The 15,220-nt window shown below is 68.8% G+C and carries 14 protein-coding genes; 6 read left to right on the forward strand and 8 right to left on the reverse strand.

Annotated features, from left to right (window positions below; genetic code table 11):
• Nucleotides 1–2 precede the first annotated feature (2 nt).
• Both A5624_RS03135 and A5624_RS03140 read right to left on the reverse strand, forming a co-directional pair.
• The gene (locus tag A5624_RS03135; protein WP_066861380.1) at nucleotides 3–983 is read right to left on the reverse strand and encodes a thiamine pyrophosphate-dependent dehydrogenase E1 component subunit alpha; all 981 of its coding nucleotides are present in this window, start codon (nucleotides 981–983) and stop codon (nucleotides 3–5) included.
• Nucleotides 984–1,026: 43 nt separating this feature from the next.
• Entirely contained in the window at nucleotides 1,027–1,890 is an 864-nt protein-coding gene (locus tag A5624_RS03140) for a mycofactocin-coupled SDR family oxidoreductase (protein ID WP_066861383.1), read from the reverse strand.
• A 257-nt stretch (nucleotides 1,891–2,147) separates the two neighbouring features.
• On the opposite strand from A5624_RS03140, the gene A5624_RS03145 reads away from it, so the two are divergent.
• The 4 genes from A5624_RS03145 to A5624_RS03160 all read left to right on the forward strand — a co-directional run bounded on the left by A5624_RS03145 (nucleotide 2,148) and on the right by A5624_RS03160 (nucleotide 5,903).
• Entirely contained in the window at nucleotides 2,148–3,404 is a 1,257-nt protein-coding gene (locus tag A5624_RS03145; RefSeq protein WP_369827432.1) for a CaiB/BaiF CoA transferase family protein, read from the forward strand.
• A gap of 257 nt (nucleotides 3,405–3,661) precedes the next feature.
• A complete protein-coding gene (locus A5624_RS03150) occupies nucleotides 3,662–3,949 on the forward strand; it encodes an ANTAR domain-containing protein (protein WP_066861389.1) in 288 nt (95 codons plus the stop codon).
• Between the two features lie 246 nt (nucleotides 3,950–4,195).
• A complete protein-coding gene (locus A5624_RS03155) occupies nucleotides 4,196–5,071 on the forward strand; it encodes an AraC family transcriptional regulator (RefSeq protein WP_232002190.1) in 876 nt (291 codons plus the stop codon).
• 7 nt (nucleotides 5,072–5,078) lie between these two features.
• On the forward strand, nucleotides 5,079–5,903 hold the full coding sequence (locus A5624_RS03160; protein WP_066861392.1) for an SAM-dependent methyltransferase: 825 nt from the start codon (nucleotides 5,079–5,081) through the stop codon (nucleotides 5,901–5,903).
• Nucleotides 5,904–5,918: 15 nt separating this feature from the next.
• Here A5624_RS03160 and A5624_RS03165 read toward each other — a convergent pair whose 3' ends face one another.
• Nucleotides 5,919–7,751, reverse strand: a complete 1,833-nt coding sequence (locus A5624_RS03165) for a DUF4407 domain-containing protein (RefSeq protein ID WP_066861395.1) — start codon at nucleotides 7,749–7,751, stop codon at nucleotides 5,919–5,921.
• A gap of 226 nt (nucleotides 7,752–7,977) precedes the next feature.
• Between A5624_RS03165 and A5624_RS03170 the strand changes: the two genes are divergently transcribed.
• Both A5624_RS03170 and A5624_RS03175 read left to right on the forward strand, forming a co-directional pair.
• Nucleotides 7,978–8,535, forward strand: coding sequence for a hypothetical protein (locus A5624_RS03170; protein ID WP_066861398.1), 558 nt, complete (start codon nucleotides 7,978–7,980; stop codon nucleotides 8,533–8,535).
• A gap of 106 nt (nucleotides 8,536–8,641) precedes the next feature.
• On the forward strand, nucleotides 8,642–9,070 hold the full coding sequence (locus A5624_RS03175) for an SRPBCC family protein (RefSeq protein ID WP_197498191.1): 429 nt from the start codon (nucleotides 8,642–8,644) through the stop codon (nucleotides 9,068–9,070).
• Nucleotides 9,071–9,091: 21 nt separating this feature from the next.
• On the opposite strand, the gene A5624_RS03180 is transcribed toward A5624_RS03175, so the two are convergent.
• The 5 genes from A5624_RS03180 to malQ all read right to left on the reverse strand — a co-directional run bounded on the left by A5624_RS03180 (nucleotide 9,092) and on the right by malQ (nucleotide 15,054).
• Nucleotides 9,092–9,361: a LapA family protein gene (locus tag A5624_RS03180; protein WP_066861401.1), complete on the reverse strand. Its 270-nt coding sequence runs from the start codon at nucleotides 9,359–9,361 to the stop codon at nucleotides 9,092–9,094.
• A gap of 101 nt (nucleotides 9,362–9,462) precedes the next feature.
• A complete protein-coding gene (locus A5624_RS03185) occupies nucleotides 9,463–11,205 on the reverse strand; it encodes a molybdopterin-dependent oxidoreductase (RefSeq protein WP_066861404.1) in 1,743 nt (580 codons plus the stop codon).
• 307 nt (nucleotides 11,206–11,512) lie between these two features.
• Nucleotides 11,513–11,983, reverse strand: coding sequence for a nuclear transport factor 2 family protein (locus tag A5624_RS03190; RefSeq protein ID WP_066861407.1), 471 nt, complete (start codon nucleotides 11,981–11,983; stop codon nucleotides 11,513–11,515).
• Entirely contained in the window at nucleotides 11,980–12,861 is an 882-nt protein-coding gene (locus A5624_RS03195; RefSeq protein ID WP_066861409.1) for an LLM class F420-dependent oxidoreductase, read from the reverse strand. Before A5624_RS03195 ends, A5624_RS03190 begins: the two co-directional genes overlap by 4 nt.
• Before the next feature lie 36 nt (nucleotides 12,862–12,897).
• Complete coding sequence (gene malQ / locus A5624_RS03200) at nucleotides 12,898–15,054, reverse strand: 4-alpha-glucanotransferase (protein ID WP_066861411.1); 2,157 nt, start codon at nucleotides 15,052–15,054, stop codon at nucleotides 12,898–12,900.
• Between the last annotated feature and the right edge of the window lie 166 nt (nucleotides 15,055–15,220).

Below are 15,220 nucleotides of genomic sequence, written 5' to 3' on the forward strand. Positions count from 1 at the left end.
TCCTACACCGGAAACCCGATGGCCGCCGCATAGACGTCGCGGTCGAGCTCGTCGATCGATGCCGCGTCCGCGGCCAGGACGGTGCGCAGCGCGGCTTCCACCGCCGCCACCGCCTCGCTGTCGATGCGGTCCAGCTCGTCGTCGCGGCAGGCGCCCGTCTCGGCGAGGTGGCAGCGGAACCGGGGCACCGGATCGGCGGCCATGGCCGCTTCGAGTTGCTCGGCGGGGATGTAGGGCATGCGGTCGCCGAAATAGTGGCCGCGGAAGCGGAACGTCACACATTCGATGAGGGTCGGCCCGCCGCCGCTGCGCGCCCGCTGCAGCGCGTCCTCGAGCGCGGCCTGCACCGCCAGCGGGTCGTTGCCGTCGACGCGCGCCCCCGGCATCCCGTATCCGGCGGCCCGATCGGCCACCCGCTCGAGCTTCATGGTGTCGCCGGTCGGGGTCATCTCGGCGTACTGGTTGTTCTGGCACACGAAGACCATGGGCAGGTCCCACAGCGCGGCCATGTTGGCGGCTTCGTGGAAGGAGCCGGTGTTGGTGGCGCCGTCGCCGAAGCTGACCACCGTGACACGGTCTAGTCCCTTGCGTTTGGCGGCCATCGCCAGTCCCACGGCCACCGGCGGCCCGGCGCCGACGATGCCGGTCGAAAGCATCACGCCCACCTCGGGTTTGGCGATGTGCATGGTGCCGCCCTTACCCCGGCTGGCGCCGACGGTGCGGCCCATCATCTCGCCGTAGATCTCCTCGAGCGGCACTCCCTTGCCGATGAGATCGTGCAACCCACGGTAGGTGGTCACCAGCTGATCGTCGGGCCGCAGCGCGACACCCATCGCGGCGGCGATCGCCTCCTGCCCACGGGAGGGCCAGTACACGCACATGAATTCGCCGGTGCCGATCCCCTTGGACAGCCGGTCGTCGGCCGCCTTCATCAGCACCATGAGTTCGTAGAGGCGTCGCTGGATCTCGGAGTTGTCGGTCATCGCCGAACCCCGTTGCGGTGCACGATGATCGGTGCCACCGCCGTCACGCGCCCGACCATGGCTTGACCTTGAGGAAGCCGCCGCCGTCCACGCGCAGTTGCTGTCCGGTGACATAGCGGGCGGCGTCGGACGCGAGGAACAGCACCGCCTCGCTGATGTCCTCGGGTTCGACGTAGGGGATGGGCATCGCCTGCACGAACGGGAAGATCGGTTCGGCGTCCTCGCGGGTCGGCTCCGTCAGGTCGGGGCGGAAGGCGCGGTACATCGGCGGGCTGTGCAACATGTCGGTGTTGACGTTGGTCGGGTGCACCGCGTTCATCCGGATGGAAAACGGCGCCAGCGCCAGGGCGAAGTCGTTGACATAGTGCGCGGCAGCCAGTTTCGCGAAGGCGTAGCCCGCTCCGCCTGGACCGCCGTCGATGCCGGTGGTGTTCAGGGACGACATGAAGGCCGCGTTGGAACCGATGACGACGATCGACGCGCCCGCCTGCAGGTGTTTGAGGCTGGCGTGCACCAGGTTGAGCACGCCGACCAGGTCCACGTCCACCGCGTCGGCGAACGCCTTCGGGGGCAGCCCCGCGGTCAGGGGGCAGATGCCGGCGTTGGCCACCACGACGTCGAGGTGCCCGAGTTCGGCGACGCCCGCGTCGATGGCCGCCGACAGCGCGACACGGTCGCGGACGTCGGCGACCGCGGTGTACGCGCGCTGCCCCTCCTTTTCCACCAGCCGCGCCGTCTCATCCAGGTCCTCGGGGCGCGCCAGGGGATACTCGTTGGTGTCGATGTCGGCGCAGATGTCCACGGCGATGACGTCCGCACCTTCGGCGGCCAGCATCCGCGCGTGTGAACGGCCCTGCCCGCGCGCGGCCCCGCTGATCACGGCCACCTTGCCCGTCACCCTGCCCATCGCCCGTCCTTCGTCCGTGTCTACACCACGACCCGCGTTGGCGCCCAACGCCGTTCGTCGACATCACTGAAGCTGAAGCGGGAACCTTGCGACCGCTCACCCGCCCGCGCCGCGGGGCGGCGCGCGGTCACCGCGGCGGGCGTCGCAACGAGACCTTCGGTCGGCTGCATCGCATCTCTTCCCCGAAAAACCGCGCTGACCTGCAGATGGGCTATCACTACGACCAAGACTAGCTAGAATATCTAAAATAGCAAGGAATGGCCGCGACGAGGGGGTTGGCGATGTCTGACGTGCACGGCGGCGTCCTGCGCGGGGTGCGGGTCGTCGAGCTGGCGTCCTGGACCTATGTGCCCTCGGCCGGGGCCGCGCTGGCGGACTGGGGTGCCGACGTCATCAAGGTCGAAGGCGTCGCCTCCGGTGACCCCGGACGGGCGCTGGTGGTCGGCGGGTTCACCCGGCAAGCGGCCCGTCCGGATGCCGACTTCATTCTCGAACTGGGCAACCGCGGCAAGCGCAGCATCGCCATCGACGTCAAATCGGAAACGGGTCGCGAGTTGTTCGGCCGGCTATTGGCCAGTGCCGATGTGTTCTTGACCAATTGGTTGCCCGGCGCGCTCGAACGGGCCCGGCTGACCGTCGAGGACGTCCGCTCGTTCAACCCGAACATCATCATCGCGCGGGGCACCGGCCTGGGCGTCCGCGGCCCCGATCGCGACCGCGGCGGCTTCGACGCCGCAACCTATCTGGCGCGCGGCGGGGTCGCCTACACGCTGACACCGTTCGGCAGCGAGACGCCGGCGGTCCAGGGGCCCGGTTTCGGTGACCTGCAGGGCGGGGCGACGCTGGCCGGCGGCGTCTGCGCCGCGCTGTTCCACCGGGAACGTACGGGCGAACCGACGATCGTCGACTCTTCGCTGCTGGCGCAGGCGATGTGGTCGATAGCGCCATCCATCTGCGCGGCCGACTTCTTCGACATCGACGGGATCCCCGGTGCGCCGCCCGGCCTGGCCATCAACCCGTTGGTCAACCGGTACAAGACGAAAGACGGCAGGTGGATCCAGCTGGTGTTCTTGCAGCCGGACAAATTCTGGGCGGGCTTCTGCCGGCGCATCGGGCTGGCGGAACTGGCCGACGATGACCGATTCGTGCCGTCGGCCAACCTGATCGCCAATGCGGCCGCCGCGACCGAGCTGCTGGCGAATACGTTTGCCGGCCATGACCTCGCGCACTGGCAGGCGGTGCTCGCGGACGAACCCGGCGTGTGGGGTGCGCTGGCGACTCCGCGGGAAACCCTCAACGACCCGCAGGTCGAACCCAACGGCTATGTGGTGACGAACGTCGACGACCACGGGGAGAAGTACCGAATCGTCGCGGCCCCAGTGCAATTCAACGAGACACCACCGTCTCCGGCGCGCGCCCCCGAACACGGACAGCACACCGAGGAGATTCTGCTGGAGCTCGACATCGGCTGGGACGACATCGCCAAGGCGAAGGAGTCCAAGGCGATTCTGTAGGTGGCCCGGTCGGTCGCTAATTATGCTGTTTCACAGCCGGTTTCGATACCACGGGTCGCGAATTTCGCGATGAGCAACCGATCCCGAAACGGTCACAGCCGGGTATCAATGTCAGTGGTGGACTGGCACAACGCGACGGATCCGCAAATCATTGCACAGGGCGCCTTTTGGGGATTTGCGGCCGCGACGACGCGCACGGATTCCTGCCGCTATGCGAGTAGCGGTTTCACCAGGGCGCAGCAGGAGGTATCAACAGCATGACGACGAACTGGGTTCCCGCCCAAACTTCGTGCGGCCCGAACTCCGGCCGCATTCTCGACACCGCGCGGGGCATCCTCATCGGTCTTCGCCGGTGTCCGTCCGACGCCGCACTGGACGAGTTGCACAGCGCGGCAATCCGGCACAAGGTACCGGTATTCGCGATGGCGTGGGCATTGGTCCACCTGGCGGGAGACGGCGAGAAGACCCCGAGCTTCGTCGACGCCCAGTCCGCGGCCCGCCGCGAATGGGGCGCGCTGTTCAAATCCCGCGCGCTTACCTGCTGAGCGCGCACCAAGACGTTGGGGCGGCCGAGCTTTCGAGGGGTAACCCGGCCGCCTCCAACCACAAAAACATCGGCCCGAAAGCGCGTTCGGATGGTGGCGCCCTCGGGCTGCGGCTGCAGTAGCCGACGCGGACGAGGGGGTTGCGGCGCCCACGGATGAGCCGTGCCGCGATGCGGTCCGACCCCGATCCGGACTACGTGATCACCCTGCTCCGCTGAGCCGGCGTCGAGTGCGAGAATTCTCGTCGTGTCCGCAATCGAGCGTGGGCGGCCGACGGGTCCCGGGCCCAGGCTGCACCGTCCGCGCGGTCCGCTGGCCGACCACATCGAATTCTTCGGGCATTGGCTGCACCGCGGCAGCAGCTACCGGAGCCGGGCGCTGCCACGCGGCGCCGTGACGGTCGTCTTCGACGTCGGCCCCCGGCAGCGGCTGGACTTCTATGCCGCGGACGGCACGACCGAAGAGCGTGTTCCGCCCGCGTTCCTCACCGGACCGCAGAACGTGTCCTATGTGTCGGACATCGCGGCCGACGAGCCCGTCATGGCCATCCATTTCCGGCCCGGTGGCGCTTTCCCGTTTCTGGGCATGTCGCTGGGTGACTTGGCCGGCGCGCCCGTCGGCGCCGACGAGATCTGGGGTGGTGCGGGACGCGAATTGCACGAGCGCCTGATCGAGGCGCCGTCGATCCCGGCCAGGTTCGCCCTGCTCGAGCGATTCATGCTCTCGCGGATGGGCTCGTCGAGACAGCCGAGCCTGGGCGCCGCGTTGGCGGCCATCGAGGCCGATCCCTCGGTGCGGTTGGCCGAACTCCGCCGCCTGACGGGATTGTCGAGCAAGCGGCTCGTCGCGCTGTTTCGCGCCGAGGTGGGTTTGGCGCCAAAGGAGTTCGCCCGCGCTCGCCGATTCCAGGCGGCGCTGAGGCGACTGGGCGAGGACGCCGGCGGCGGCGCCCGCATCGCGGCCGACCTGGGCTACTTCGACCAATCCCATCTGGTGCGGGAGTTTCGCGCGTTCAGTGGAATGACGCCGACGTCCTACCGGCGGCGGCGAATCCTGTTGCCGAGCCACGTTCCGTTCGAGCGGCGCAAAAATCCAAGACCGCCCGGTTCGGGGCGCAGATGATGACCACATGGAGGAAACCAGACAAGCCGTAGCGGACACCGGATTTCTGGTCGCTGCGATGCGCGCCGAGGAATCCAAGCGCCCGGACCGGCTCTTCACCGACCCGTTCGCCGACCGCCTGGCCGGCGCGGAAGGTCGCGCGTTGCTCGCCCGGGCCGCCGCGAAGACGGGCGCGTCCTCGCCGCAGATCGCCATCCGCACGCGGTTCTGGGACGAGGCATTGCAGAGGGCGGAGTCGGACGGCATTGCGCAGGTGGTGATCCTCGGGGCGGGCATGGATGCGCGTGCTTACCGGCTGCCGTGGCGCCCCGCCACCACCGTCTACGAAGTCGACCAGCCGCAGGTGATCAGAATCAAGGATCAACGGCTCGCCGGTGAGCGTCCCCGCTGCCGTCGCGTCCCGGTGGGCGTCGACCTGGCTGACGACTGGCCGAAAGCCCTGATCTGTGAAGGGTTTTCCTCGGACACCCCGGCCGCGTGGCTGGTCGAAGGCCTGCTACAGTACCTCGACGCTGCCGATGTCGACGTCTTGTTCGCCCGAATAGATGCGTTGTCCGCGCCGGGTTCGCGTGTCTGCTACGACCTGGTCGGCACGGCGCTGCTGGAGGCGGACTTCATGCAGCCCACCCTCGAGTACATGCGGCGCAGCGGCGCGCCGTGGACGTTCGGCACCGACGCGCCGGCCACCCTGATCGAGCGGCACGGCTGGATGGCGGAGGTCACCGACGTCGCCGAGCCCGGCGCGAGGTGGAATCGCTGGGATCATCCGGCCGTCCCGCTGAAGGTGCCCGGCGTACCGCGCGGCTACTTCGTCGAGGCGACGAAGTCCTAGCGCGACAGCGGCGGGCTATTTGGGCGGCGGCAGCTCACGCGGACCGTCGGGCGGGCCCAATTCCGGCGGACCGTCTCGCTTTGTCAGCGCCCGCCGCCGGTCGCGATCCGCGGGCGGGACCGACAGGCGCTCGACGTCAGGGGCGGCCCGTCCCGGCAGGGACGCGCCCGACCCGCGCCCGGACACCCGGCGCTGCGCCCGCTCGGCGGGGTGGTGTCGCGATGAGGTGACGAATTCCGCCCGGCCCGAGGGTGTTTCGGTGTCGGCGGGGTGATCGGACAGCCGGGTGTCGGAGGCCTCAGAGCTGATCGCCACCTTGCGGGTGCGCTTGAGGGTGAACGTGATCTCTTCGGTTTCCTCGAGGACGCCTTCGAACACCTGGCGCGCGGTGCGTAGCGGCTGGGTGGTGGTGTCGATCACCTTGGCCACGAACGGCGGCACCAGCGGGCGGATCCAGCGGGCGGCGGCCTTGGTGGCGTCCGGAATCGACGGGATCAACGGCGCATGGCGTTCTTGGTGTTGCTCGACCGCGCCGCCCCACGGCTCCGGCGCGGGCAGATGCTCCGGAAGGTCGGTCTCGGGACCGGCCAAGCCGGCGGCGGGCTCCGGCGTGGGCAGTCGGGTGATGGCCCTGCTGGCCGCCTCGGCTTCGGCGGCGATCGGCAGGTACACGTCGTCGTCGCCCGGCTCGAACTCGCGCTGCGACGGCGCGTGCACCGGAGCATCCAGGGCTTCGGAAACCCGCCGGCGTTGCTGCTCACGGTCGATCTGGGTCTGCGCCTCGACGGCAAGCCGGGCCTGTGTCAATTGGTGCTCGGCCCACAGGATTTCGGCCTCCCGCCGCACCTCGGCCCGTTTGATCGCGATGGCGGTGTCCGCGTCGAGTTCGGCGCGTTCGCGCTCGGCCCGCGAGGTGGTGCGGCGATCGTGCGTGGTCTCGCCACGCCAGCACCCCAGGATCAGCGGCGCCAGGTAGAGCAACACGCAGGCCCCGATCGTCAACAGCCGCAGGCTCATCGCCCCGGCGTCGGCCGCGGTGAGGTCGTTCATCGCCACCCAGCGCGCGCCCAGGCCGCGGTCGGCGTCCGCCGCGACACCGTCCCGCGCGTCACGTAGCGCCAGCTCCTGTCGCGAGATCGTGGCGTCCAGCCCTGGTGCGCGGCCGTCGCGCGCGGCGAGGGCGGTGTCCAATTCGTGCTGGGCATCGCCGAGAAGCTCGTTGGCCGTGCGTGTTTCGGGCCCGGCACCGGGATCGCCGGTGATCCGGGTCTGCGGGCAGCCGGGGGTGGGGTGGTATTCGCAGCGGGCGACGACCAAGGCCTTGTCCTGACGGTCGCGGGCCGCCGCGACGGTGTTGTCGAGTGCCGTGCGGGCGTCCCTGGTCTGCTGCAGGGCCGCCGCTGCCCGCGCCACGGCCGGGGCCGATTCGGCGTGGCGCAACGCCCGTTCGTCGAGCCGGTGGGCGATCGAGCTGGACAGCAGAACGAGCGCCGCGAGTTCACCGACCACGACGCCGACCGCCGCCGCCACCGCGACGCGTCCAATGACACCAGCGCGACTCCGGCCGGGCCCCGGAATGGTGGCGCGGCCGATGGCGCCGACCAGCACACCGAAGACCAAGGTGGCGGGCACCACCGCCGGCAGCGGCCAGGGGGTCGAGCCGGTGACCGCGAGCGTCGCGACCAGCCAGGCCAGCATCGCACCGGACAGCGTGACGGCGCCGGCGACCGCGTGAGCGGACCGTTCGTGACGCTCGCCCAGCTCGCGCCGGTGCCCGCCGCCGAGCCAGATGAGCATCCCCGCCGCCCGGGCCAGGCCCGATGGCTGCTCGATCACTTCCTGGTGCATAAGACTGAAAACACCTCCACCATCAAGCCTCGCAGGCCACCGCCCGACACTTCGAATCGAAGCGCCCCGCCTGTGGCGCGCTTCACAGATCCGCGAACCGACGCGGATCGCCGGCCGCGCATCGCTCGCACCCGCCGGTCCAACGAGGGGGCACCTGACGCGGAATTCCTGCGACGCGAGCAGATCAGCGACCGTTCTGGCAGGTGACATGAGACGGTATAAGCCTATGACGAATCACGATTATGTCACCTACGAGGAGTTCGGCCGCAGGTTCTTCGAGGTCGCCGTCACTCCCGAGCGTGTCGCCGCGGCGTTCGCCGACATCGCCGGCAGCGAGTTCGCCATGGAGCCGATCGCGCAGGGGCCGGGCGGGATCGCCAAGGTCAGCGCCAACGTCAAGATTCAGGAGCCCCGGGTCACGCGCCGGCTGGGCGACACCATCACCTTCGTCATCCACATCCCGCTGTCCATCGATCTGCTGATCGATTTATGGCTCGACAAGCCGCGTTTCGTGGTTTCCGGAGACATTCAGTTGCGGGCCACGGCGCGCGCGGCAGAACCGCTGCTGCTGATCGTCGACGTGGCCAAACCGCGGCCGTCCGACATCACCGTCAATGTCTCGTCGAACTCGATCCGCGGCGAGGTGCTGCGCATCCTGGCGGGCGTGGACGGTGAGATTCGGCGTTTCATCGCCCAGTACGTCGCCGCCGAGATCGACGCGCCCCAGTCGCAGGCGCCGCAAATCATCGACGTGGCCCAGCAGCTGGAGCAGGCCTGGCCCTGACCGGCCGAGCCCACGAATACGCCCGAGGCCGTCGGGGTACCCAGTCAGGGTTGTGCGTCAGTCGCCGGTGGGCGACGGCGCTGCCGATCGCCAGGGGAGGAAGACGTTGGCTCGCGTAGATGTGTCGGTGTCGTCGCAGGTGGAACCGGAAGCGGCGTGGAAGCTGGCGTCCGACCTGGACCGATTCGACGAGTGGATGACGATTTTCGCCGGGTGGCGCGGGCCGGTGCCCGACACCATCGAGAAGGGCACCTGCGTCTCGTCGTGTGTCAAGGTCAAGGGTTTCCGCAACGTGATCCACTGGGAGGTCACCCGCTACGACGAGCCGAAAGCGATTGAGCTGCAGGGCCGCGGCCGCGGCGGTATCCGCCTCACGGTGGCGATGACCGTCACCGACAATCATCCCGGATCGACGTTCCACCTCACCGCCGACCTCGGTGGCGGTCTGCTCAGCGGGCCGGTCGGGGGACTGGTCGCCCGGGTGCTGCGGTCCGACGTGCAGAAATCCGTCAACAACCTGGCTACCCTGCAATAACCGGCCCCGCGGGGTCCGCCGCTAGCGCGCCGGGTGGCTGATCATCCAATGGCGCTCGGCGTCGCGAATTCGCCTGCGGTCCATGGCAAGCCACGACAAACCGGCGCCGAAGGCGAGCATCGCGACGATCGCGGTGGCAACCCCGGCGCCGGCCTGCCCCAGAGCGAAGTTGGCCACACATGCGACGAACGCCAACGCGGCCGCCGCGACAACCAGCAGCCCGGGCGTTTGCCGCGACCCACCCGTGTGCGGGTCAGCGGTCCGACCATGGTCGACAGGGTGCTGCCTCATGGCGTCTCCTCTGCTGTCACTTGGAGTTTCGGCCCGATCTCTTGGAGCTACCCAGCTGGCTATCGGGACAAACGACTTGGCGGAGGTGACGCGCGATACGCCTAGAGCGTCTGGTGGCGGCCGAAGTACTTGTGGTCTTCGCTGTAGCCGCCATAACCGCTACCGATGTCGTGGTAGTCGGCGACGAACTCGATGCCCTTGATCCACTTCACCAGCTTGAAGCCGTGCTGCAATTCGTTGCGCAGCCGCAGCGGCCTACCGTGCATGTAGGGCAGCTGCTGGTCGTTCATGTTGTAGGCCAGCATCGTCATGTGGTGGTCCATCTGGCCGATGTGATGGGCGTTGTAATAGATGCCGCCCGTGGCGCCCAGACCCATCGAATAAAAGACCGCCCACTTCGCTTCCGGGAGCGGTTTGACGATGTCCATGATCGTCTTCATCTGCACGCCACCCCATTTGGCGACGCCCGACCACGCCTGAATGCAGAAGTGCTGGCTGATCTGCTCGTGATAGGGCAGCGCCATCAAGTCCTCGAGGGAGAACTCCATCGGGTGCTCGACCAGTCCGTAGACCTTGAGACGCCAGTCCTTGAAGTCGTCTCGCTCCAGTTCCTTGTACTCGACGGTCTCGGGCAGGCGCCCGTTACGCCAGTGGTGCGGCGAGATGTCCTTCTCGGTGAAGGCACCGGGCTTGGGGTCCAACTGCTCGAGCATCCGCTGGAAGGGACCCACCAGCGCGTAGCCGACCCGCTGCACCACGCGCGGGTGGCGAATGGTGAAGGGAGTGGCCCAAACCCACGCGATCGCGGTCAGCACCATGGCCGCGGCGAAGATGCCGAAGCCGACCCAGCTGTTGTCGTCGCGCGAAGCGAACATGTGGTTGAGGTTTCGCAGTGCCTCGGTGGTCAGAACCATGGTGACGTGCACCAGGATGAAGAACAGGAAATAGACCAGCACCACGAAATGCAGGGACCGCGCGTGCTGAATGCTCAGCCGCTTGCTGAGCCAGTGGACCCGCTGGGACAGCGCGGGCGACATTCCCAGACCGGTGATCAGCGCGGCCGGGGCGGCGATGAACACGGTGGTGAAGTACGACAGCAGCTGCAGGCCGTTGTAGGCGACCCAGCCGTTATCGGTGGGCCAGTCCAGCGACAGGTACTGAATGGCCACCGACGCCGCGTTGGGGAAGACGTCCCAGCTGGTCGGCACGATGTGGCGCCACTGTCCGGTGGCGAACAGCAGCACGTAGAAGACGGCCCCGTTGACCAGCCACAGGACGTCGACGCCCAGATGCCACCAGCGGGCCAGGCCGATGGAGTGCCGGAACCCGGGCAGCCCCAATTGCGGTGGCAACGCGACGGTGTCGGCGTTGGCGGTCCACAGCTCGTCGTCCGGAACGGGCGGACCCACCCGCAGCCACTCGTCCTTGCCAGGGGTGGCGTTGCGGCTGAAGTAGAGCCGGGGATGATCGCAGAGGATCTGGATCCCCGTCCTGATGATGAACATCATCATGAAGAGGTTGAAGAAGTGCGTCCAGCCGATCCAGGCGGGCAGTCCCGGGGGGATGCCGGCGCTGTCCGAGCCGGGGTAGCGGTGGATGAACGACTGCACCGCCGGCATGTTGTGCAAGCCTTTGCCGACCGCGATCCCGGCGATCAGCACGGCAAAGCCGATGGGGATCAACCAGAGCAGGTTGAACCATCGGTCGCGGCCGACGCGCAGTTTGGGGGCGGTGGCCCGCCTGGTGAGATCGAAGCCGCCACCGTAATGCTCCACATCGATGACGTCTTCGGCGGTGTGTATCTCGTTGCGGTAGTCCGGGATGGACGTCAGCGGCGTGCCCACTGCCAGGGTCGATACCGAGCCGCCCTGCGCTGCCCGCCCTCCACCGGTCCCCGCGGAATCAACGGTGTTGGTCACGCGGCCGAAATTACACGAACGCACCTGGATTAATTGGAGTCAATCGGGAACGAAGGCTCTGGTCGCGGCCCGGATCAGGGCGGCGGAACTCCGATGCACGCGTCGAGCGCGCAAAATTCGGCCGGGCCTCGACGGCGTTAGCCGCACCTACCCACGAAACTGCCGATTTTGAGCCGCAGATACGAACCGATGAGTTTTGCTGTGAGTGTGCGCATAATGTGCTGCCAACACGCTAAGCGGGGTCGCGCGGCAGCAGCCGGCGCACCGGGCGGGTCTCGATGGCGTTGACCGTCAACACCCGGCGGGCGATCCGCCAACCCGCCTGCGTCAACGCGTATTCGTCGTCGTAGCGCAGGTGCCATGCCACGTCCACCAGCTCGTCGTCGCGCTGGTTCCAGTGGTGCGCGACGCACGCGATGCGCCCGCGGGCGGTGCCGGGTCGCCCGGCCGCGTCGTATACCTCACCGACGATCGCGTGCTGGGTGCGCACGACCGCGGCGACGGCCGCGACCGCCGTGCCGATGGCATCCCGGCCGCGATGCGTTTTGTTCGGCCGCAGATCGGCGGGTGGTGCCGGCACCAGCAGCTCGGCGTCGACAGTGAAAAGCTCTGCCACGGCGGCGAATTCGCGGTCGTCGACGTGCGCCGCGTACCGGTGCACCAGATCGCTCAGGGCAGCCCGGTGATCGGCGGAAAGCGTCATGAGCTCAATGACAACCGTTGCGCGCAGGCCGACAACAGATCCTTGGCCTGCTCGATGTCGGTGGTCGGCGGCATGGCCAGCACCAGCCGGTCGGCCCCCTGGTCGGCGAGGGCGGCCGCGCGCTCGGCATCGACCTTGGTGACCGAATGGCCCAGCGACACTTCGAGTGCCGCCGGGTCGCGCCTCGCCGACGACGCCTCGTCGCGCATCAGCGCAAGCAACGACGCGAGTTGCGGACCGGTCACCCCGAGCGGCTGGAAGCCGTCGCCGAGGCGTCCGGCGCGGCGCGCGGCCGCTCGGCTGTGCCCACCGATGTGAATTGGGAGACGTTCGCCCGCAACGGGTTTCGGGTAGCTCATGACGTTCTCGAAGCTGAAGAACTCGCCCGCGAAAGATACCCCCTCGGGCCGCTGCGCCCACAACGCGCGCAGGACGGCCAGCTGCTCGTCGGCCCGCCGGCCCCGGCTGTCGAACTCCACGCCGCAGGCGGCCAGCTCTTCGGAGAGCCAGCCCACCCCGACGCACAGGTGCAGCCGGCCGCCCGACAGGGCGTCGACGGTGGCGGCCCGCTTGGCCAGCACCACCGGGTGGTGATTGGGCAGCACCAACACGCCGGTGGCCAGCCCCAGGCTGCTGGTGTGGCCGGCCAGAAAGGCAAGCAGGTCAAGGGGATCCGGGATGGGGCAGTCTGCCGCCAGGCCGACGCGTCCCGAACTGTCGTAGGGATAGACGCTGTCGTAGCGGGTGAGCAGGACGGTGTGCTCGACAACGACGATCGATTCGAACCCGCAGGCCTCCAGATGGCGCGCGAAGGCCACCATCCAGTCGGGGTCCGCAGTGACACCGTCGGCGACCGGGGCCACCACCGAGACCTTCATGGTTTTCGAAGCTAACGAAGGCATCCCGCCGGTCGATTAGCGGGTCGCGCTTTCGGCCACGGCGGGCGCTATCGCGGCGCGCACGGCTTCGGCGAGCGTGGCGGCCCGGCGGTCGGTGAACACGTCCTCGAGCATCACCGCGCGCCCGTCGGGCCCCGTCAGCGGCACCCTCCAGTTGGGGTATTCGTCGGTGGTGCCGGGCTGATTCTGGGTCCGGCGGTCACCGACGGCGTCCGTCAGCGCCACGCCCAGCAGCCGCGACGGCGTCCTGCCCAGATAGCGGTACAGCGCCACGACGACGCGCTCGGGGTCGTCGTCGCCGTCCTCGAGCAACCCGACCCGGCGCAGCTCGGCCAGCCACGCCGCCAGCTCCGTCCGGTCGGCCTCCTGCTCCTCGTCGACGGGGCGGGTCAGCAGCCCCAACGAATCACGCAGCCGCACATGGTCGCCCGCCAGATAGCCGGCGGTCGGTGGCAGATCGTGCGTGGTGACCGAGGACAGGCAGTACTCGCGCCAGCGCTCCGCCGGCAGCGGGCCACCGGTCCCGTCGCGGTCCAATTCGAACCAGAGGATCGAGGTGCCCAGCAAGCCCCGCAACAAGAGGTAGTCGCGCACCCACGGCTCGACCGTGCCGAGATCCTCACCGACGACGACCGCGCCCGCGCGGTGCGCCTCCAGGGCGACGATGCCGATCATCGCTTCGTGGTCGTACCGCACGTAGGTGCCTTCGGTGGGCGAGGCGCCCCGCGGGATCCACCAGAGCCGGAACAACCCGATGATGTGGTCTATGCGCACCCCGCCGGCGTGCCGCAGCACCGCACGGATCAGCGCGCGAAAGGGCCGATACTCGTGCTCATCCAACCGATCCGGTCGCCACGGCGGCTGCGACCAGTCCTGGCCGAGCTGGTTGAACTCGTCCGGCGGCGCACCCGCGGTCACGCCCAGCGCCAACACATCCTGCAGCGCCCAGGCGTCGGCACCATTGGGGTGCACCCCGACGGCCAGGTCGTGCATGATGCCCAACGACATGCCGGCCCGGATCGCCTGTGACTGCGCCGCGGCCAGCTGCTCGTCGAGCTGCCACTGCAACCACCGATGGAAATCGATTGTGTCGGAATGCTTTTGGACGAAGGCCGCCACCCCTGACGCGTCCGGGTGCTGCAACGCCTCGGGCCAGGAATGCCAGTCGTCGCCGTGCTTCTCGGCCAGCGCGCACCAGGTGGCGAAGTCGTCCAGCGCGCGGCCCTCCCGGTCGCGGTATGCCGCATAGGACAACTCGCGACCCGCCGACCGCGGTTCTTGGTGCAGTAGCCGCAGCGCCGCCCGTTTGGCCGCCCACGAGGCGTCGCGGTCGATGGCGTCGACGTCGCCGGCGCGCTGCTGGACCTCGGAGCGCAGCCGCCGGACCCGGCTGCGCTTGGTCAGGCCGGCGAACTCGGGAATCGCCTCGACATGAAGATAAATCGGATTGACGAAGCGTCGCGATGTCGGCAAATATGGCGACGCCTCCATCGGCTTGGTCGGGGCCGCGGCGTGCAGCGGATTGACCAGCAGGTAGTCGGCGCCGTGCCGGGAGGCCGACCACACCGCGAGGTCGGTCAGATCGGTCAGGTCGCCGACGCCCCACGACTGCCGCGACCGCACGCTGTACAGCTGCGCGGCCAGGCCCCACGCGCGCCGGGCGCCGAGCCGCTCGGGCAACCCCAGCCAATCCGGCGTCACGATCAGCGCGGTGCTCCTCTCGGCGTCACCGGAACGCAGATGCACCCGGTGATAGCCCAGCGGCAGGTCGGCGGGCAGCAGGAAGCTGGCCTCACCCACCCAGCGACCGTCCAGGTCGAACGGCGGGGTGAAGTTGTCGACCTGTGCCACACCGCCGCGCACGGTGCCGTCTTCGAGCTGCAACCACACCTCGGCGGGATCCCCATGGGTGACATGCACCCAGAACCGGATCTGCTCGCCGGTACGCCCCACGATGGTCGGCGGCAGTTGGCGCGCCCAGTGCGACCGCAGCTTCGCGGTCAGCGCGACGTTGCGCTCCTGCTCGTCGTCGGCCGCCACGCCGAGGGCACCCAGCACCGCCTTCAACGTCGCCTCGGCCACCCGCACCCGTCGGCCCGACCAGTCCTCGTACTCGGTCGCGACGCCATATCTGCGGGCGAGTTCGATCAGCGACGGAGCGAGTTCAGTCATGACGTCATCTTGCTGCCCGGATTCGGCGGACGGCGACTCGGACCCGGGGCGAGTTGGCGCATTCTTTGCTGGGCGGTCGCCCGCCATTCATTTGAGGCCACTGCCGGCAATGGCTTCGCGCGCTCGACAGGACGAGCGGGCCCGCGGCGATTACGATGCCTTGAGG

Origin of the sequence: Mycobacterium sp. 1482292.6, assembly GCF_001672995.1 — a bacterium.
GTDB lineage: Bacteria > Actinomycetota > Actinomycetes > Mycobacteriales > Mycobacteriaceae > Mycobacterium > Mycobacterium europaeum_A.